The following is a 20,132-nucleotide window of genomic DNA, read 5'->3' on the forward strand; positions in this document are numbered from 1 at the left end:
AAAGTAAATAGTAAACAGCGAAGATAAAATGAATATAAAAAAAATTATACCAATTTTAGAATGGTTACCCAACTATAATGCATCACTTTTTAAAGGTGATTTATTAGCGGGTATTACTGTTGGTATTGTTTTAATTCCACAAGGTATTGCATATGCTTTAATTGCAGGTTTACCACCAATTTATGGCTTGTATTGTGCCTTAGTCCCACAAGTTTTGTATGCCATATTTGGTTCTTCTAGGCAAGTTGCAATTGGGCCTGTTGCTATGGATTCTTTAATAGTTGCAACTGGTGTTTCTACTTTAGCTTTGGCAGGTTCAGAAAGTTATATTGCTATTGCCATTTTATTAGCTTTAATGGTGGGTGCCTTACAATTTATTATGGGTATTTTTAGCCTTGGGTTTATTGTAAATTTTCTGTCAAAACCTGTAATTACTGGTTTTACTTCTGCAGTTGCTTTAATTATAGGCTTAAATCAATTTCGAAATTTATTAGGGGTAGACTTTTTACAAAGTGATCAAATTCAATATGTATTAGAAGATATTTGGTTGCAAATATCACACTATAATCATCATACAACAGTTATTGGGATGATTTCTGTGGCTATAATCATCACTTTTAGAAAAATAAATAAGAAAATTCCAAATGCATTAATTGTAGTTATTATCGGAATTTTAATCATGAAGTATTTTGGCGATTCTTTTAATGATGTTGCTATTGTTAAAGAAATTCCTTCTGGTTTGCCCGTTTTTAGTTTTCCAGAATACGATTTAGGTCTGATTAAAGAGTTATTTCCAATAGCCATAACCTTAGTTATGGTAGGTTATTTAGAAACCATTTCAATAGGTAAATCTTTAGAAGCAAAACAAGACGAATATAGAGTAAGACCCAATCAAGAATTAATAGCCTTAGGTTTGGCAAATATGTTTGGTTCTTTGTTTAAAGCTTATCCATCAACATCAAGTTTTTCACGTTCTGCAATAAATCAAGAAAGTGGTGCAAAAACAGGTATGGCAGCTTTAATTTCTGTAATTATGGTAGTTTTAACTTTGCTTTTTTTAACACCATTATTTTATCATTTGCCAAAAACTGTATTAGCTGCAATTATTATTGTTGCTGTTTTTAATTTGATAAATTTTAAAGAAGCCGCATTTTTATGGAGAGCCAATAACCTAGATTTTTGGTTAATGATGTCTACCTTTTTAGCCACGCTTTTATTGGGAATAGAATTCGGAATTATGGTAGGTGTGGGGTTGTCTTTAATTGTATTAATTTATAGAACATCTAGACCTTACACCACAGAACTTGGTAAAGTGCCAGATTCTAATTTTTACAGAAATAAAAACCGTTTTGAAGAAGTAATTATAGAAGATGATATTTTGGTATTTAGATTCGATGCACAAATATTTTATGCCAATTCTAGTTATTTTAGAGATAATCTAGACATAAGAGCAGCCAAAAAAGGAAACGCTTTAAAACTAATAGTTTTAGATGCAGAAAGCATTAATAGAGTAGATAGTACAGGTGTAGAAATGCTTAAAGAGCGTATTAAGTTTTATCAAAAAAAAGGAGTTAAATTTTATTTTGCAGGGGTAAAAGGCCCTGTAAGAGACGATTTGTTTAGAAGCGGAATTTTACAAATCATAGACATAAATCACTTTTTTATGCGAGTTAATCAAGCTGTTAAGTTTTACAAAACTGGCGATAGAAAACATCAAGAAAAATATGCAAAATATATTCATCATGCATATAAATAAACTGATGAATATCATTTAAATAACAAATTAACAAAAGTAATTTTGGTAGTTTATAAAGGTCAAATTAAGAGTATGATAATAGAACAAATTTATACAGGTTGTTTAGCACAAGGCGCTTATTATGTAGAGAGTAATGGCGAAGTTGCTATTATAGATCCATTAAGAGAAGTACAAGATTATATAGACAGAGCAGAAAATAATAAGGCCAAAATAAAATATATTTTCGAAACTCATTTTCATGCAGATTTTGTAAGTGGGCATGTAACATTAGCAGAAAAAACAGGTGCCCAAATTGTTTACGGGCCAACTGCTAAAACTAGTTTCGATGCTTTAATTGCAGAAGATCAACAAGTTTTTAAATTAGGTGATATAACAATTACAGTATTGCATACACCTGGGCACACCATGGAAAGTGCCTGTTTTTTATTGAAAGATGAAAACGGAAAAGATTACGCTCTTTTTAGTGGAGATACTTTGTTTTTGGGTGATGTTGGAAGACCAGATTTAGCACAAAAAGGAGATATTACAGATAAAGATTTGGCAGGTTTTTTATACGATAGTTTAAGAACCAAAGTAATGACATTGGCAGATGATGTAATTGTATATCCTGCTCATGGAGCTGGTTCTGCTTGTGGTAAAAACTTAAGTAAAGAAACTGTGGGTACAATTGGCAATCAAAAAGAAACCAATTATGCACTTAGAGCAAACATGAGTAAAGAGGAATTTATTAAAGAAGTTACAGATGGTTTATTGCCTCCACCAGCTTATTTTCCTTTAAATGTAAAATTGAATAAAGAAGGTTACAAAGATATAGATGATGTTATCAAAACATCTGCAAAACCTTTATCTGTAAAAGATTTTGAACTGGTGGCAAATACAACAGATGCTATTGTTTTAGATGTGCGTCATCAATCAGAATTTATAAAAGGGTTTATTCCGCAATCCATTTTTATTGGTGTAGATGGTGGTTTTGCTCCTTGGGTTGGTGCTTTAATTAAAGATATTAATCAGCCTATTTTATTAGTTTCTCCTGTTGGCAGAGAAGAAGAAGTAATTACGCGTTTGTCTAGAGTTGGGTTTGATAATGTTCTGGGATATTTAGAAGGTAGTTTTGCTTCTTGGCAAAAAGCAGAAAAAGAAATTGATACTTTAACTTCGGTTTCTGCGGATGTTTTAGAAGATAAAATTAAAGAGAATGCTATTGTTTTTGATGTTAGAAAACCTGGTGAATATGATAGCGAACATATAGAAAATGTAAACAATACTCCTTTAGATTTCTTAAATAATCATATTTCAGAATTCCCTAAAAAGGATGATTTTTATGTGCATTGTGCAGGGGGTTATCGCTCAGTAATTGCATCATCAATATTAAAAGCACGTGGTTTTCATAATGTTATTGATGTTGCTGGGGGATATGCAGCCATTAGAAATACAAATATTAAGAGAACTGAAAAAGCGGTTTGTCCATCAACATTAAAGTAAAATAATGAGGCATACTTTTTGTATTATAATTATAGGTTTATTTTTTGCAAATTGTAACTCGCAAGTAGAAATAAAATCGATATCAACTTTGGCCTTAAAAGGGTTACTAAATAAAGATAATATTCAATTAATAGACGTAAGAACTCCGAAAGAAATTAAAAAAGGTTTTATAAAAACCGCAAAATTTGCCAATTATTTTGATGCTGATTTTTATAAAAAAGCAACAAAACAATTAGATAAAACAAAACCAGTTTACTTGTATTGCAGATCTGGAAACAGAAGTGTAAAAGCGGCTAAAATTTTAAAAGAAAAAGGATATCAAGTAATCAATGTTTTGGGCGGATATAATCAATGGAAAATAGAAAATTAATAATTATGAAAGCAGAAATTCAGATAGAAAATTTAAAATGTGGTGGTTGTGCAGCAACTATTAAAAAAGGAATATTAGGTGTAGAAGGTGTAAATGATGTTACTGTTGATGTAGAAAAATCAATAGTTACAATTGCATCAGAAGTAGAAAACTTAGAAGCAATAAGGGTAAAATTAGCCAAATTAGGATATCCAGAAGTTGGCGATAAAAACACAGTTTTACACAAAGCAAAATCTTTTGTAAGTTGTGCAGTTGGTAGAATAGATTCCTAAAAAAAATCAAAATAAAAAAAGAGGGTAAAAACGTTACAAACAAAGGTTTTTATCCTCTTTTTTTATTAATTTAGTTTTATGAGAAAAATTGTATTAGTAGCTTTTTTTATTACAGCTATTGTAAATGCCCAAGAGAAAATACCTTTCATCGATTACGATGAAATTAAACTTCAAATCGAAGAAAGTAACAAAGAAAATAATTACCAAAAAACGGTAGAACTTATTAATAAAATTAATAAGAACGATTCTGTTTATTATCCACTTTTAACTTCTAAATCGTACTATTTATTACAACTTAATAAATTTAACGAAGTTATAGAAGTTGCAGATCAAGGCATTAAAGCAAACCACAAAACGTCTAAATTGTTTTTTTACACCAACAAAGGTGTGGCTTTAACTAATTTAGAAAGATATAAAGAAGCCTTAGAAACCTATAATCAAGGGATAAAAATTTATCCAAAAAATTATTTATTATGGTTTAATAAAGGTGTTGTTTTAGAAACGCAAGGCAAAATAAACGAAGCCTTAGAAGCTTATAAAGAAGCTATAATTTTAAATCCGTTATTTAAAAAAACACACTTACAAGTTGGTAATATTTTTTACAAACAAAAAAGGTTAACCCAAGCATTAATGGCGTTTAACCTTTATATTCTCTTAGAGCCAGATGCAGAAGGTGCTTCTTCTATTTTACAGAATTTAAACAATGTTGTTGTTGCCAAAAACAAGAACGTTAAAAATGAAGATTTACAACTTAAAGATGCAGATGATGCTTTTAATGATATAGATCTGATATTAAATAGCAAAGTAGCTTTAAACGAAAATTACGAAACTGGAAATCCGATAAATATTGCCTTAACCAAACAGAATCATGCTATGATTCAGCAATTGAAAGATTTTAAAGGAAAAGGTGGCTTTTGGGAACAAAAATACCTGCCTTTTTACAATTGGATTTTAAATGAAGATCACTTTAACGATTTTACCTACACAATTTCTTACGCTATAGAAAACGAAGAATTTAAAGAAATTATAGAAAAAAAATCTCAAAATATTATCGATTTTTTTAAGCTTTTTAAAAATAAATGGATCGAAATTATCGCAAAAAATACATTTATCATAGATGGAGAAGCTCAAGAAATGTATTATGAATATGGAGATGGAGAAGTAAATGCATTAGGTAAAAGGCTCAACAATAAACCTGTAGGAACTTGGACGTTTTACGATGGATATGGACAACTATCTACAATTGGACATTATAATGATAAAGGTAATAAAACTGGTAAATGGACCTGGTTTAATCATTTAGGTGATGTAAAAGAAACAGCCGTTTATAAAGATGGTGCTTTAGAGGGGCAAAACACCATGTATTATGATAATGGAAAAATACAAATAGACGCTTATTTTAAGAACAACGATTTAACGGATAAATACGAGTTTTACAACAGCAGTGGAGCTTTAACCCAAAAAAAATATTTTAAAGATGGTTTGTTAGATGGTATGTATCAATCTTATTTTAAAGTTGGCGAAGATTTATTAGAATTTAAAATACCTTACGAAAAAGACTTAATAGAAGGCGAAGCATTAGAGTATTATGCAGATGGAAGTTTGTATGCAAAATCAGACTATATTAACGGAGTTTTAAGCGGCAAAAGAACTATTTATCACTATAACAAAAAGGTTTCTTCTGAGGCAGAATATGTAAATGGGGCTTTAAATGGTAGCTACAAATCGTATCATCCTAATGGGCAAATTTACGAAGATGGACAAAGTGAAAAAGGTGCGTACACTGGTGCTTGGAAAACTTTTTATGCAAATGGTACTTTGCAAAGTGAGTTCGATTATAAGAAAGGAAAATTACACAATGTATTTGTCTATTATGATACTGATGGCAAATTGTATTACGATTATTTATACAATAAAGGAGAAATAATTGCGTACACTTATTATAACAAAGACGGTTCAGTTTTAAGCAAAGGTATTAAAGAAGATGGCCAATTTAATTTTGTTGGATATTCTGCAACAGGAAATATAATTTCCAAAGGACTGTATGATGTTAAAGGAGGTAAAGTAGGCGAGTGGAAATTTTATTCTGATAATGGTGTCTTAAATGCAAAAGCTACTTATGTTGAAGATGTTACTCTTGGCGATTATATTACGTATTATAAAAATGGAAATACAGAAAGTGTAACTCCTTATAAATATGATGTTTTAGATGGTTATTATGCAGCTTATTACAAAAACGAACAACTAAATGTACAAGGTTGGTATAAAAAAGGAAATCAACATGGAGAGTGGAGATACTATTATAAAGATGGTACCATACAATCGATAAATTTTTATAACAGATCTCAATTGCATGGTAATCAAGAATATTATGACCCGTCAGGAAAACTAAATAATATCCTAAAATACGAATATGGTAGATTATTATCAGAAGAATATTTTGATGAAGAAGGCAAATCGATTCAAAAAATCAATTTTCCATCAAAAACAAAAGAAAAGATAATTACAAGTTTTTTTACCAATGGCAAACCACAAACTACTATTACTTATGTAAATGAGGTAAAACACGGAGGTTATACTGGTTATTATTTTAATGGTAATACAAAAGTAACTGGTAATTATGTAAATGGAGAGCAAAACGGACTTTGGACTTGGTTTTACGAATCTGGAGAAGTAGAAAGTAAAACCAATTATTTAAACGGAAAAATGAATGGTAAATCTCAGAACTTCTATAAAAATGGGCAAATAGAATCAGATTATACCTTCGAAAACGGAAATGAAGTTGGTAAAACAGTGCATTATTACAAAGATGGTATTGTAGAAACATCAACAGAATATCAGTTTAACCAAGAACATGGAAGAAAAGAATTTTACGATCCTACAGGTAAATTACAATTGATAAGATTTTACAATTATGGCACATTAATTGGTTACAGTTACCAAGATAAAACTGGTGCAGAATTGCCAATGATTCCTATAAAAAATGAAACAGGTAAAATTAAAGCCTATTACAGCAATGGTAAGCCTTCTAAAATTATGGAATATAAAAATGGAGATTTAGTAAATACCTATAAATCTTACTTTTTTAATGGTAAAATAGAAGATGAGTTAACCTATAGTTACAATGAAATGGAAGGTGTTAGAAAAGAATATTATACAAATGGTAATCTTTACGAAACAATAGAGTATAAAAATGGCGATAGAAATGGCAAGCATACACTTTACTACGAAAACGGAACTAAAAAAGAAGTAAGCACGTACTTAAACAATATAAAACATGGTACTAGTATGTATTATAATGAGTCAGGAAAATTAATAATGAAAAAGAAATACGTTAATGGTACAGTACAAAATGTCGAAAATTTATAGATTACAATTCATTGTTTTTTTATTTGCTGTAAGTACAATTTTTGCTCAATATTCAGAAGAATTTAATACTTATAGTAAATTATATCCAGAAAATTCTAGAGTAAGGTTGTTAAATGAAACGCTAATTACCATAACTTTAGAAGATGATGAAATTGTAATTCTCGAAAAAAATAAAGAAGAAGATTTGTATTTAAACGAATCTGCAACTTACAATTCTAAAAACAGTGTAAGCTCGTCTTTCTTTTTCGAATTAAAAGAAATTAATGCGTCTTCTTATGTTTTCGAAAACGGAAAATATGTAGAATCTAAGGTCGAAAAGTTTACTGAAAAAGACGAACTAAATACTTCATTTTACGATGATTCTAAAACGTTAAGTTTTATTTATCCTAATCTTAAAAAAGGATCAAAATCAGTTTTAGAATACGCTCAAAACATTAAAAACCCTCGTTTTTTAAGTCCTTTTTTCTTTGGCGATTATTTTCCGATCATCAAAAATAAAGTAACCATTATTGCAGATAAAGGCATTGAATTAAGTTTTAAAGAGTTTAATACAACAGGTGTTGATATTAAATTTTCTAAAGAAGAAAAAAGAAAGAAAACCATTTATACTTGGGAACTCGAAAATCAGGATGAATTTGAGTACGAATCTGGTACACCAAGTTATACTACTATTTTGCCACATATTGTACCAATAATTAATTCTTATAAAGTAAAAAAAGAAACAAAAAAAGTATTGGGCCAAGTTTCAGATTTGTACAATTGGTATTATTCTTTGGTAGAAAACGTTAATAAAGAAGTCCCAGATCCAGAATTGGTAAATATTGTAAAGGCTATTACTAAAGATAAAAAAACGAATTTAGAAAAAGTAAAAGCCATTTATTATTGGGCGCAACAAAACATAAAATACATTGCTTTTGAGTATGCTTTGGGTGGTTTTATTCCAAGAGAATCGAATGAAGTTTTTAGAAAAAAATATGGCGATTGTAAAGACAATTCTAGTATCCTTTTTAAAATGTTAGAAATTGCAGGTGTAAAAGGTAATTTAACTTGGATTGGTACAAGAAGCATTCCTTACACGTACCAAGAAGTGCCAACTCCTGTTGTAGATAATCATATGATTTTATCTTACGAAGAAAATGGAAAAACCTATTATTTAGATGCTACAGGTAGGTATATAAAGTTTGGTTTGCCAACGTCTTTTATACAAGGTAAAGAAGCTTTGGTTTCTTATGGTAAAGAGTTTAAAGTTAAAAAAGTACCTGTGGTAGCTGCCAAAGAAAATGCAATTATAGACAGTACTACAATTACGCTAAAAGATGATGTTTTAATAGGGAATTCAATTACCCATATTACAGGTTATCCTAAAATCAATTATTTTAATTCTTTAGAAAACATCAATTCAGAATCTAAATTAAAAACCTTTTATAATGCTAGATTTATTAAAGGGAATAACAAATTTTTAATCAAAAAAATCGAAGAAATTAATAAATACGATTACGATAAAGATTTTATCATTAATTATGATTTTGAAATTAAAAATTACTTTAAAAAATTAGGCGATGAAATTTACATCAACCTAAATTTAAACAAAGATATTTCTGATTTAAAGGCTGATAAAAAAAGAGAATTTGCCATAGAATACGATTTTAAAAGATACCAAAGTTATGTTACTAAATTTAAAATTCCAGAAGGGTATCTTGTAGATTATATACCAGAAAATGTCAGTTTTTCTAACGATTTAATTACTTGTAATATTTCGTATGAGTTAAAAGAAAACGTGGTGTATTATCATCAAAATATAGAACTAAACTTTTTAATTTTAACCAAAGAACAGCAATTAGAATTAAATAAACTGATTAAAAAAGTTGAAAAACAATACAAAGAAATTATAGTTTTAAAGAAACAATAAATTATTATGAAACACATATTTGCACTGCTATTATTCGTTATAACCTTTACCAATTTTGCACAAACAATTCCTTTTTATAAAAGTTACGATTGGGAGCAAAACCCAGCACATAATATTGATAAAAGTAGTGATGAAAATCTAATTGCAGTAAAAGAAAAGATAGTTACAGAGTTCCATTTCGAAGAGCAAGCTTTGGTAGAATATTTTTTAGAACATAAAATTTTATGGTTAAATTCTGATGATGCTATTGAAGAATTTAATAAAATTTATTTGCCATTTTCATCAGATTCAGAATTACAAATTAACAAAGCTAGAGTTATAGATGCAGAAGGTAAAATCATCAATTTAGACGAGTCTAAGATCTTAACTGCACAAGATGAAGAAACAGGCAGACAATACAAATATTTTGCCTTTGAGGGTATTACAAAAGGTAGTTTTATAGAGTACTTGTACGTAGTTAAAAAAGACCCAGCTTATATGGGTAAAAAATTAAGTATTCAAGACGATTATCCTAAAAAGAAAATGGAGTTCGATTTACTGTCGCCAGCCAATTTAACTTTTGCATTTAAAAGTTTTAATGGTTTGCCAAAAGTTGTACAAGACACTTTAGTAAAAGACAGATTTCATTACAAATTGTATGTAAAAGATCTTAAAAAATTAGAAAACGAATCGCTTTCAGCTTACAATGCATCCAAAGGTTTTATTGTGTATAAAATTGATAAAAATTTGGCCAATAATACTGCAGATATTGTTTCTTACAGCAAAGTTTCTCAGAATTTATATGCCTACTATTATCCAAAATACGAAAACAAAACCATTGGTTTAATCAGTAAATTTATTCAAGAATTAGAAATTCCAGAAAATGCTGATGAAGAAACCATTATTAGAAGATTAGAATATTACATTAAAAACAATGTTTATTCTTCTGAAGCGTATAGTGATGAGTTGCAAGATTTAGATATGGTATTAACCAAAAAATTGGCTAACGAAACAGGAACTCTAAAACTTTACATTGCATTATTAAAAACCTTTAATATTAAACATGAGTTGGTTTTAACAAGCAATAGAAATCAAATTAAATTCGATAAAACTTTTGAAGCTAATAATTTTTTAACCGATTTTTTAATCTATTTTCCTAAGTACGATAAATATTTAGAGCCAGCAGCTCAAGAAAAAAGATATGGTTTTCCAACGCCTTTTTTAATGGATAATTATGGTTTATTTATTAAAGAAGTTACCATTGGAGATTATAAATCTGCTGTAGGCGAAATTAAATATATAGCGCCTGTAAAAGCTAGTGAAACTGTAGATACTATGATTGTAGATATTGCTTTTAATCCAGATGATTTAACAGAAAACACAATCCATTTCGATCGTTCTTTTAGTGGTTATTATGCAGGTAACATTCAGCCATTTATGCACCTAATTATTGGTGATGATAGAGATGATTTGGTAGATAGTTTTATAGAAAATATCACCAGTGAAATAACCATCGATAAAAGAGAAATTATCAATGGAGATTCTGAACTTTTTGGCGTAAAACCTTTACAATTTATTGTCGATTTTACATCAGAAGCATTTGTAGAAAAAGCGGGTAGAAAGTATTTGTTTAAGTTAGGTGATATCATTGGTCCGCAAATGCAAATGTATCAAGAGAAAGAGCGAGTATTGCCTTTAGAGCAAGAGTTTCATAGAAGCTATTTTAGAACCATCAACATAAAAATTCCTGAAGGATATAAAATTACCAATTTAGAGGATATTAATATTGATAATTCATATTCAAAAGAGGGTGAAGAGTTATTTTCTTTTAAATCTTTTTATGAAATTCAAGGAGATGTTTTAAAAATTACTGCGGATGAACATTATAGAGAAAATATTATTCCTGTAACTTTATACGAAGCGTACAGAACAGTAATTAATTCGGCTGCAGATTTTAATAAAATAGTTTTATTGTTAGAGCGTAAATAATTGGAATAGTTTTTGTTTCAAAATTTGAAACTAAAACTTATGCTATGGCAAAAAAAGTACTATTACTCTTTATAGTTTTTTGTTCTTTACAATCTTTTGCACAAGAAAAACTAGGAAGACCTTTTTTTACAGGATCAATTAATTTTTCAATTGGTTTAAACGAAAATTATGTATTGTTTCAACCTGATGATGATGAATATCTAATCGATTTTACTGGTATTTTTTTAAGAACTGGTTTTGGTTACGAATTTCAAAAAAGAGTTGGCATCAGCTTAAATGCGGGTTTTGATTATCATAGCAGATATGCAGTAAGTGCCATACCAGCTTATGGTAGTTTAAAATACAATATTACAGAAAGAGAAGATGATGCTTTTTTTGTAGAAATGAGTTATGGTAAAATGTGGAGGCCATCTAACAGGTATCCAGATGGTAATTATTACGGTTTTGGAATAGGTTCTCAATTTGCAGGAGAAAATCGTTGGAATATGATTCTAAAGTTAGATTTTCATAGAAAAGGAATCTATGGTTTTAAAAATAACAGAATAGATAGTTTTTCTTTGGGTATTGGTTTTTCGTTCTTTTAAAGAAACTTAAAGTCCTACAAATAAAAAAACCTCGCAAATAGCGAGGTTTTTCAAGTTTTATATAATTTAGAATAATACTTACTATCCTAAAGTGACTCTTTTAAAAGTAGATACTTCTACATCACCATAAGTAGCAACGTATTGAGCAACATTTTTCTTTTCATCTTTAATAAAAGATTGATCTAAAAGACATTGTTCCATATCTAAAGTAGTGTTATCTGCAATAAATCTTTCCATTTTACCTGGTAAAATTCTATCCCAAATTTTTTCTGGTTTACCTTCAGCAGCTAATTGTGCTTTTGCATCTGCTTCTGCTTGTGCTAAAACTTCATCAGTTAATTGAGACATAGAGATAAATTGAGGTACATTTTTTAAAGTTTTACCTAATCTACCTAACTCAATATTATCTTTTTCTATAACTGCAATTCTAGCTTCTGTTTCAGCAGCTACATAAGCAGGATCGAAATCTTTGTAAGATAAAGTTGTAGCTCCCATAGAAGCAACTTGCATAGCAACATCTTTTGCTAAAACATCAGCATTATCTACAACAGCAGATAAACCAACTAAAGCAGCAATTTTACCAATGTGAGTGTAAGCCCCAACATAAGCAGCTTCTACTTTTTCAAAAGCAGTAATGTCTAACTTTTCACCAATTACACCAGTTTGTTCAACTAATTTATCAGCAACTGTCATACCACCAAAATCTGCAGCTAAGAAATCTTCTTTGCTATCATAATTTAAAGCGATATCTGCAAATTGACCACCTAAAGCAATAAACTTTTCGTTTTTACCAACAAAGTCAGTTTCACAAGCTAAAACAATAGCAACACCTACAGTTTTATCATCGTTAATTCTTGTTACTGCAACACCTTCTGTAGATTCTCTATCAGCTCTTTTTGCAGCAATTTTCTGACCTTTTTTACGTAAAACATCAATTGCTTGATCAAAATTACCACCAGCTTCAACTAATGCCTTTTTACAGTCCATCATTCCAGCCCCAGTAGCTTCTCTTAATTTTTTAACATCAGCAGCACTTACTTTTACTGTTTCCATGTTATTTTTATTTTTAAAGTTAGAATTATTTTGTTTCTTCTGTACTTGTTTCAGCAGCTTCTGCTTTAGCTTCTTCTTGTTTAGGAGCAGCTTTAGCTTCTTTTACTTTTTCTTTATCTGCTTTTCTATCTGATAAACCTTCAGCAACTGCATCAGTTACAAAAGATAAAACTTTATCTATAGATTTAGAAGCATCATCGTTTGCTGGTATTACAAAATCTACCTGTCTTGGGTCTGAGTTTGTATCTACCATTGCAAAAATAGGAATGTTTAATTTTTGAGCTTCTGCAACAGCAATGTGCTCTTTTTTAATGTCAATTACAAATAATGCACCTGGTAAACGAGTCATATCAGAAATAGAACCTAAATTCTTTTCTAATTTTTCTCTTTGACGGTTAATTTGTAATTTTTCTCTTTTAGATAATGCATCAAAAGAACCATCAGTCTTCATTCTATCAATCTGAGCCATTTTCTTAACAGCTTTTCTAATAGTAACAAAGTTAGTTAACATACCACCTGGCCATCTTTCTGTAATGTAAGGCATGTTTACAGCTTTTGCTTTTTCAGCAACGATGTCTTTTGCTTGTTTTTTTGTAGCTACAAATAAAATTTTACGTCCAGAGTTTGCAATCTTTTTTAAAGCTTCTGAAGTTTCTTCTATTTTAGCTGCAGTTTTATACAAATCAATGATGTGTACACCATTTCTTTCTGTATAAATATAAGGAGCCATGTTTGGATTCCACTTTCTTGTTAAGTGTCCAAAGTGTACTCCACTTTCTAATAATTCTTGAATGTTTACGTTTGCCATTTTTAAAATGTGTTTACTTTCTGTTTTTTAAATCAATAATTAAGTAGTCTTTCGAGTCTTAATTATTTAGATACTAAACTGTTTAATATTAAATTGTGTAATAATAACAGTTCTCTGAGAAAATATATTGCAGAATAAATTCTGCAAAAATATTAACGTTTCGAGAATTGGAATTTTTTACGTGCTTTCTTCTGACCGAATTTCTTACGTTCAACCATTCTTGGATCACGAGTTAATAAACCTTCTGGTTTTAAGATAGCTCTGTACTCTTCGTTAATAGAAACTAAAGCTCTTGTAATTGCTAAACGAATTGCTTCTGCTTGTCCTGTAACTCCACCACCATAAACATTAACTTTAATGTCGTAAGACTCTAAGTTTTCTGTTAACATTAAAGGTTGTTGTACTTTATATTGTAAAGTTCCTGTTGTAAAGTAACTCTTGTAATCTTTTTTGTTTACAGTAATGTTACCTTTACCTTCTGAAAGATAAATACGAGCAACAGCTGTTTTTCTTCTACCGATTTTGTGTACTATATCCATTATTTGTAATCGTTAAGGTTAATAGCTCTAGGTTCTTGACCTGCGTGTTTGTGCTCTCCACCTGCATATACATACAAGTTTCTGTATAAAGCGCTACCTAAAGTATTTTTTGGTAACATTCCTTTTACTGCTTTTTCGATTAATCTTGTAGGATCTTTCTCAAACATTTCTGTTGCAGTTAACGATCTTTGTCCTCCTGGGTAACCTGTGTGACGAATGTAAGATTTGTCTCTCCACTTGTTTCCAGTCAAATTAATTTTTTCTGCGTTGATAATTACCACGTTATCTCCACAATCTACGTGAGGAGTAAAGTTTGGCTTGTATTTACCTCTAATTAGCTTTGCTACTTTAGAAGCTAGACGACCCAACGTTTGCCCGTCTGCATCAACTAAAACCCACTCCTTGTTTACGGTAGCTGCGTTTGCTGATACTGTTTTGTAACTTAATGTGTTCATAATTACACTTTTAGTCTTTGTGCTATGTTAATAATATATATTTTCCTTAAAAAAGGAGTGCAAATGTACTTCTTTTTATTGGTTTGACAAATAGTGAGTTAGAATAATTTAAACGCTTTTTGGTAAATTAAGAATAGTGTAAGTAAATCTTTACATATTTATTAAGTTTTTAGTGTTTTTATGTGTTAATTGTTGATAAGTGTTTAAATAGTTATAATTGGTGTTTATGTCATATTTATAAATAGTAATTGTATTTTGAGGTTGTTTTTCTCAAATTCATAATTACTTAACTGAATTATTAACAAAAATTTAAGAAAACAGAAAGTTACTTTTGTGGTTAAATTAAATTAATCTCATTTTTCTGAATGATATTATAGATCAACCAACTGAATGCAACAAAATTACCCTTTATCTATTGTCATACTATTTTTTATTTTATCCCTTAAAATAGGTGCACAAGAAACTTCTGAAAACAAAATTCCTAAAAGAATTTATACCACCAAACCTTTAAAAAAAGTACCAGTAATAGATGGCGATGTTTCTGATGATGCTTGGGATGTTGTGGAGTGGTCTTCAGATTTTACGCAAAAAGAACCAGATGAAGGGAAACCTCCAACACATCAAACTTTATTTAAGGTGATGTATGATAAAAAATATCTTTATGTTGCAATTCGAGCTTTAGATGCTGAGCCAGATTTAATCCAAAGAAGATTAAGTAGAAGAGATGGTTTTCAGGGTGATAGAGTAAATGTAATTATTGATAGTTATCATGATAAAAGAACGGCGTTTGTTTTTACAACAACTGCTGCTGGTGTAAAAGGAGAGGAGTTTGCCTCACAAAATGGAGATAATTGGGATGATAGTTGGAATCCTATTTGGTACACAAATGCTAAAATTGATGATAAAGGTTGGACAGCCGAAATGAAAATTCCTTTTAGTCAACTACGATTTGGTAAAGCAGAAGAGCAAATTTGGGGTTTTAATATCAATAGAACCATTTTTAGATTGCAAGAAAGATCACTTTGGCAAAGAATACCTAATGATCAGGCAGGATTTATTAGTGAAGCTGGTGAGTTGCATGGTTTAAAAAATTTGGTTTCTCAAAAACAATTAGAAATTCAGCCATTTACAGTTTTGCAATACGACAAATATCCAGCAGAAGCTGGAAATCCTTTTAGAACTGGTAAAGATTTTAAGTTTAATGCAGGTTTAGATGCTAAAATCGGAATTACCAACGATTTGACTTTAGATTTAACCGTTAATCCTGATTTTGGCCAAGTAGAAGCAGACCCTGGAGCAATTGCTTTAGATGGTTTTCAAATTTTCTTTAGAGAACAGCGTCCGTTTTTTGTAGAGAATAGTAATATTTTCGATTACGAATTTGCAAACGGAAGTGATAATCTATTTTACAGCAGAAGAATTGGTAGAAATCCACACAGATCTGCAAATCTTTTAAATGGAGAATATGCTAACGAGCCTCAAAATTCTAGAATTTTAGGAGCTGCAAAATTTTCTGGAAAAACCAGAGATGGTTGGTCTATTGGTGTTTTAGAGAGTGTTACAGGAAATGAGTTTGCAGAAATAAGACAGGCAGATGGTGCTACTAGAGAAGAAATTGTTGAGCCTTTAACCAACTATTTTGTAACGCGTGTGCAAAAAGATTTTAATGATAGAAATTCTTTTATTGGCGGAATTTTTACTGCTACAAACAGACATTTAGATAATAACTTTAATGAACTACATAAAGCCGCTTATTCTGGTGGAATCGATTTTCAGCACAACTGGAAAAACAGAGAATATTTTTTAGACGGAAATGTAATTTTTAGTCATGTTTTGGGGAGTAAAGAAGCAATTACAGCAACCCAACAAACTTTGCGTCATAATTTTCAAAGAACAGATGCAAGTCATGTTGCTGTAGATTTTAATAAAACCTCTTTGTCTGGTACTGGTGGACGAATTGAAATGGGGAAAAATGGTGGTGGAAATTGGAGGTATAATGGAGGTGTAATTTGGCGATCTCCAGAATTAGAACTCAATGATGTTGGTTTTTTACGAAGAACTGACGAGATTATTCAGTTTGGTAACTTAAGTCATTTATGGCAAGTACCCACAGAAACTTACAGAAATATAAGAGCAAGATTTGAGCAAGCCACTTATTATGATTTTGCTGGAAATTTAAACAGAGTTCAATTTGAATTGAATGGCGAAGTTAGTTGGATAAACAATTGGTGGACAGAAGCTGGTTATGGAATTAGCACCAATTATTTCGACAATTTTTACTTAAGAGGTGGCCCTCGTTTTAAAAGACCAAATACAGGTTTTTGGTATCTTTTCTTTGGCTCTAATCAGAGTAAATTATTTAGTTTTACTTTAGGATATTCTAATAGGCATACATCAGAAAATGTTGTGAGTAGAGATCGATTTGTAATCCGAACAAATTACCAAGCTACAGATGCATTAAGTATGTCTTTAAACATTGAATATGCTAATTTATACGATAAAACACAGTATGTTACAGAATCGAATTTTAACAACAATTCAAGATATATTTTAGGTAAAATTCAGAATCAAACTTTAAGTACAACTTTACGAATTAACTATAGTTTTACTCCTGATATTTCGCTTCAGTTTTATGGACAACCATTTATTTCTAAAGGAACATTTTCAGATTTAAATCAGGTTATCAATCCTTTAGGGGCAAGTATAAATGATAGAATTTCTGTTTTTGATGACAATCAAATTACTCTTGAAAATGATGAGTATTTAATTGATGAAAATAGAGATGGAGCAATAGATTATTCTTTTGATAATCCTAATTTTTCTTACGTTCAGTTGCAAACCAACTTAGTAGCAAGATGGGAATATATTCCTGGTTCAGAATTGTTTTTAGTTTGGTCTAGAGGTTCTGTGGGCAGTGCTGCAATTTCTGAAGATTTGGTAGATGCTGTTTCAGATCAAGTGTTCCATGCACCCGCAAACGACACTTTTTTAGTGAAATTTACCTATCGTTTTAGAAGGTAAATCACATAATAAGTAAGGTTTATTTTGATAGTTTTATATCCGAAGCTAAAAATTTATCATTTTTAAGATAACCTTTAATTTCTCCATGTCTAATTACTTCGCAAAAACCAGTATTTGTATCATGAGCATCACCAAAATCATCAATTCCAAAACCATCAACAAAATAAGCTTTGTTATTAAAACGAACTGCCAAATCACAGCCATTTCCTTCTAAATTGAATTGACATTGCCCACAAGAAATTTCAGAAATTTGTTTGATTACCTTTTTGTCTTTACAGGCAAATGCAATCATTAAAATTGTAAGTAAAAATATTTTTTTCATCATTTAAAATAGTTGTTGATTTAAATTATTGCTAACAAAAAAACACTCGAACTGATAAACTTTTATATGTAGTTTCTTTCAAATCGAGTGTTTTTTTTATGAAAAATGAATTCTCAAATTTAAATTATTTTCCTCCCCAAGAATCACGCAATCCTACAGTTTTATTAAAAACTAAATGTTCTGCAGTACTATCATCATCAACATTAAAATAACCTAATCGTTGAAACTGAAAACGCTCTCCAATTTCTGCAGTTTGTAAACTTGGTTCTACAAAAGCATTAATTATTTCTAAAGAATTTGGGTTTAAAAACTCCATATAATCTTTGTCTTTATGCGCATCTGGAGCTTCATCTAAAAACAATCTGTCATAAGCTCTTACTTCAGCTTTTATAGCGTGTTTTACAGAAACCCAATGCAAAGTACCTTTTACTTTACGTTTGCTTTCTTCTGTACCACTACCAGATTTTGTTAATGGATCGTAAGTACATTGTATTTCTGTAATATTTCCATTTTCATCTTTAGTACAACTATTAGCCGTAATAAAATAGGCGTTTTTTAAACGTACTTCTTTTCCTAATTTTAGTCGGAAGAATTTTTTATTAGCTTCTTCTCTAAAATCTTCTTTTTCGATATAAATTTCTCTTGAAAACGGAACTTTTCTAGAACCAAATCCGTCTTCATAATCATTATAATTGGCATCTAAAAGTTCTTCTTCACCTTCAGGATAATTGGTAATGACTACTTTAACAGGATCTAAAACCCCCATAACTCTTTTTGCAGTTTTGTTTAAATCTTCACGAATTTTAAACTCTAAAAGTGCAACATCAATTACATTTTCTCGTTTAGAAACTCCAACAGTTTCTACAAAACTTCTAATAGCAGCAGGTGTATACCCACGTCTTCTTAAACCAGAAATGGTTGGCATACGTGGATCATCCCAGCCAGAAACTATATTTTCTTCTACCAGTTTTAGTAACTTACGTTTACTCATTATGGTATAACTTAAGTTTAAACGAGAAAACTCACGTTGTTTTGGCGGAAAAGGTAGGGTTGATGAACTGTATTTATAAACATGATCACGAAACCAATTGTATAATTTTCTGTGAGGTTTAAACTCTAAAGAACACAAAGAGTGTGAAATTTGTTCTATATAATCGCTCTCACCATGTGTCCAGTCGTACATTGGATAAATGCACCAATCGTTACCAGTTCTGTGATGAGATTTGTACATAATTCTGTACATTAAAGGGTCTCGCATTAACATATTATCATCAGCCATATCAATTTTGGCTCTTAATGTATGCTCACCTTCTTTAAATTTTCCATCTTTCATCCCTTGAAATAATTCCAAGTTTTCTTCTACAGATCTGTCTCTAAAAGGGCTGTTTGTACCCACTTGTGTAGGGGTTCCTTTTTGAATTCTCATTTCTTCAGAAGTTTGAGAATCTACATAAGCTTTGCCATCTTTTATCAATAAAATTGCCCAATCATATAACTGCTGAAAGTAATCTGAAGAATAACATTCATTTGCCCAAGAATAGCCCAACCAAGTAATATCGCGCTTAATAGCATCTACATATTCTTGTTCTTCTTTGGCAGGGTTTGTATCATCAAAACGCAAGTTTACTGGCGCATTATATTTTTCTCCTAACCCAAAACTAATTCCTATGGCTTTGGTGTGCCCAATGTGTAAATAACCATTAGGTTCTGGCGGAAAACGAAAACGCAAATCTTCTTTTGGCATTCCGTTTGCCAAATCTTCCTCTATAATATGCTCTAAAAAATTGAGCGATTTGTTTTCTTCAGACATAAAAATTCTTTTAAAAGTGTTTTGTTAGACTGAGTTTCTCGAAGTCTTTTTTAAATAAATTAAGTGGCAAAATTACGCAAAATATTGTTTTGCAATTTACTATCTTGTAACAAAAATATCATTTAAACAACTAATAAGTAAATACAAAATTCAATGAGCGATAAAATAAGAAATTATACCTGCCCAAAATGCAATTCTAAAACCTATAAACTAGGACAAATGCGAGCAACTGGTGGTACTTTGTCTAAAATATTTGATATCCAAAATCAGAAATTTACAAGTGTTACTTGCGAAAGATGTACTTATACCGAGTTTTATAAAACCAAAACCAGTGCCATTAGCAATGTTTTTGACTTTTTCACGAGTTAGTAAATTTAAGTATTGTGTTTTTTTATCGTAATTTTGCATTGTTTA

The 20,132-nt window shown here is 30.2% G+C and carries 16 protein-coding genes; 10 read left to right on the plus strand and 6 right to left on the minus strand.

What is annotated here, in order from left to right; translation table 11 throughout:
• Positions 1-28 precede the first annotated feature (28 nt).
• The 8 genes from ACWYN7_RS00145 to ACWYN7_RS00180 all read left to right on the plus strand — a co-directional run bounded on the left by ACWYN7_RS00145 (position 29) and on the right by ACWYN7_RS00180 (position 11,710).
• Positions 29-1,756, plus strand: a complete 1,728-nt coding sequence (locus ACWYN7_RS00145) for a SulP family inorganic anion transporter (protein WP_462857820.1) — start codon at positions 29-31, stop codon at positions 1,754-1,756.
• 72 nt (positions 1,757-1,828) lie between these two features.
• The gene (locus tag ACWYN7_RS00150; RefSeq protein WP_462857821.1) at positions 1,829-3,238 is read left to right on the plus strand and encodes an MBL fold metallo-hydrolase; all 1,410 of its coding nucleotides are present in this window, start codon (positions 1,829-1,831) and stop codon (positions 3,236-3,238) included.
• A 4-nt stretch (positions 3,239-3,242) separates the two neighbouring features.
• Entirely contained in the window at positions 3,243-3,608 is a 366-nt protein-coding gene (locus ACWYN7_RS00155) for a rhodanese-like domain-containing protein (protein ID WP_462857822.1), read from the plus strand.
• Entirely contained in the window at positions 3,590-3,880 is a 291-nt protein-coding gene (locus ACWYN7_RS00160; protein ID WP_462857823.1) for a heavy-metal-associated domain-containing protein, read from the plus strand. Before ACWYN7_RS00155 ends, ACWYN7_RS00160 begins: the two co-directional genes overlap by 19 nt.
• 78 nt (positions 3,881-3,958) lie before the next feature.
• Complete coding sequence (locus ACWYN7_RS00165) at positions 3,959-7,249, plus strand: tetratricopeptide repeat protein (protein WP_462857824.1); 3,291 nt, start codon at positions 3,959-3,961, stop codon at positions 7,247-7,249.
• A complete protein-coding gene (locus ACWYN7_RS00170) occupies positions 7,233-9,158 on the plus strand; it encodes a DUF3857 domain-containing protein (protein WP_462857825.1) in 1,926 nt (641 codons plus the stop codon). Before ACWYN7_RS00165 ends, ACWYN7_RS00170 begins: the two co-directional genes overlap by 17 nt.
• A 6-nt stretch (positions 9,159-9,164) precedes the next feature.
• Positions 9,165-11,126: a DUF3857 domain-containing protein gene (locus ACWYN7_RS00175; protein ID WP_462857826.1), complete on the plus strand. Its 1,962-nt coding sequence runs from the start codon at positions 9,165-9,167 to the stop codon at positions 11,124-11,126.
• A 44-nt stretch (positions 11,127-11,170) separates the two neighbouring features.
• Positions 11,171-11,710: a hypothetical protein gene (locus ACWYN7_RS00180; RefSeq protein ID WP_462857827.1), complete on the plus strand. Its 540-nt coding sequence runs from the start codon at positions 11,171-11,173 to the stop codon at positions 11,708-11,710.
• An 81-nt stretch (positions 11,711-11,791) separates the two neighbouring features.
• Here ACWYN7_RS00180 and tsf read toward each other — a convergent pair whose 3' ends face one another.
• From tsf to rplM, 4 genes are all read right to left on the minus strand, one after another.
• Positions 11,792-12,763, minus strand: a complete 972-nt coding sequence (tsf, locus tag ACWYN7_RS00185; protein WP_462857828.1) for a translation elongation factor Ts — start codon at positions 12,761-12,763, stop codon at positions 11,792-11,794.
• 25 nt (positions 12,764-12,788) lie between these two features.
• Entirely contained in the window at positions 12,789-13,571 is a 783-nt protein-coding gene (rpsB, locus tag ACWYN7_RS00190; RefSeq protein ID WP_462857829.1) for a 30S ribosomal protein S2, read from the minus strand.
• 152 nt (positions 13,572-13,723) lie between these two features.
• On the minus strand, positions 13,724-14,110 hold the full coding sequence (gene rpsI / locus ACWYN7_RS00195) for a 30S ribosomal protein S9 (RefSeq protein WP_462857830.1): 387 nt from the start codon (positions 14,108-14,110) through the stop codon (positions 13,724-13,726).
• Positions 14,110-14,565, minus strand: coding sequence for a 50S ribosomal protein L13 (gene rplM, locus ACWYN7_RS00200; RefSeq protein ID WP_462857831.1), 456 nt, complete (start codon positions 14,563-14,565; stop codon positions 14,110-14,112). The genes rpsI and rplM overlap by 1 nt, the downstream gene beginning before the upstream one ends.
• A 390-nt stretch (positions 14,566-14,955) precedes the next feature.
• Here rplM and ACWYN7_RS00205 point away from each other — a divergent pair, with 390 nt between their 5' ends.
• A complete protein-coding gene (locus tag ACWYN7_RS00205) occupies positions 14,956-17,586 on the plus strand; it encodes a DUF5916 domain-containing protein (protein ID WP_462857832.1) in 2,631 nt (876 codons plus the stop codon).
• 19 nt (positions 17,587-17,605) lie between these two features.
• Here the strand turns inward: ACWYN7_RS00205 and ACWYN7_RS00210 are convergent, their stop codons facing one another.
• Both ACWYN7_RS00210 and ACWYN7_RS00215 read right to left on the minus strand, forming a co-directional pair.
• A complete protein-coding gene (locus tag ACWYN7_RS00210; protein WP_462857833.1) occupies positions 17,606-17,908 on the minus strand; it encodes a DUF6370 family protein in 303 nt (100 codons plus the stop codon).
• Between the two features lie 124 nt (positions 17,909-18,032).
• The gene (locus ACWYN7_RS00215) at positions 18,033-19,718 is read right to left on the minus strand and encodes a glutamine--tRNA ligase/YqeY domain fusion protein (RefSeq protein WP_462857834.1); all 1,686 of its coding nucleotides are present in this window, start codon (positions 19,716-19,718) and stop codon (positions 18,033-18,035) included.
• A gap of 153 nt (positions 19,719-19,871) precedes the next feature.
• Here ACWYN7_RS00215 and ACWYN7_RS00220 point away from each other — a divergent pair, with 153 nt between their 5' ends.
• Positions 19,872-20,087 carry a zinc ribbon domain-containing protein gene (locus ACWYN7_RS00220; RefSeq protein ID WP_068362205.1) on the plus strand — a complete coding sequence of 72 codons (216 nt, stop codon included), beginning with the start codon at positions 19,872-19,874 and terminating at the stop codon, positions 20,085-20,087.
• Positions 20,088-20,132: the final 45 nt, after the last annotated feature.

It is taken from the genome of Polaribacter sp. M10, from assembly GCF_054968445.1.

Bases quoted from the DNA above. Each gene is read 5' to 3' on its own strand.
- ACWYN7_RS00145 (WP_462857820.1), top strand. From the start codon at position 29: ATGAATATAAAAAAAATTATACCAATTTTAGAATGGTTACCCAACTAT.
- ACWYN7_RS00150 (WP_462857821.1), top strand. From the start codon at position 1,829: ATGATAATAGAACAAATTTATACAGGTTGTTTAGCACAAGGCGCTTAT.
- ACWYN7_RS00155 (WP_462857822.1), top strand. From the start codon at position 3,243: ATGAGGCATACTTTTTGTATTATAATTATAGGTTTATTTTTTGCAAAT.
- ACWYN7_RS00160 (WP_462857823.1), top strand. From the start codon at position 3,590: ATGGAAAATAGAAAATTAATAATTATGAAAGCAGAAATTCAGATAGAA.
- ACWYN7_RS00165 (WP_462857824.1), top strand. From the start codon at position 3,959: ATGAGAAAAATTGTATTAGTAGCTTTTTTTATTACAGCTATTGTAAAT.
- ACWYN7_RS00170 (WP_462857825.1), top strand. From the start codon at position 7,233: ATGTCGAAAATTTATAGATTACAATTCATTGTTTTTTTATTTGCTGTA.
- ACWYN7_RS00175 (WP_462857826.1), top strand. From the start codon at position 9,165: ATGAAACACATATTTGCACTGCTATTATTCGTTATAACCTTTACCAAT.
- ACWYN7_RS00180 (WP_462857827.1), top strand. From the start codon at position 11,171: ATGGCAAAAAAAGTACTATTACTCTTTATAGTTTTTTGTTCTTTACAA.
- tsf (WP_462857828.1), bottom strand. From the start codon at position 12,763: ATGGAAACAGTAAAAGTAAGTGCTGCTGATGTTAAAAAATTAAGAGAA.
- rpsB (WP_462857829.1), bottom strand. From the start codon at position 13,571: ATGGCAAACGTAAACATTCAAGAATTATTAGAAAGTGGAGTACACTTT.
- rpsI (WP_462857830.1), bottom strand. From the start codon at position 14,110: ATGGATATAGTACACAAAATCGGTAGAAGAAAAACAGCTGTTGCTCGT.
- rplM (WP_462857831.1), bottom strand. From the start codon at position 14,565: ATGAACACATTAAGTTACAAAACAGTATCAGCAAACGCAGCTACCGTA.
- ACWYN7_RS00205 (WP_462857832.1), top strand. From the start codon at position 14,956: ATGCAACAAAATTACCCTTTATCTATTGTCATACTATTTTTTATTTTA.
- ACWYN7_RS00210 (WP_462857833.1), bottom strand. From the start codon at position 17,908: ATGAAAAAAATATTTTTACTTACAATTTTAATGATTGCATTTGCCTGT.
- ACWYN7_RS00215 (WP_462857834.1), bottom strand. From the start codon at position 19,718: ATGTCTGAAGAAAACAAATCGCTCAATTTTTTAGAGCATATTATAGAG.
- ACWYN7_RS00220 (WP_068362205.1), top strand. From the start codon at position 19,872: ATGAGCGATAAAATAAGAAATTATACCTGCCCAAAATGCAATTCTAAA.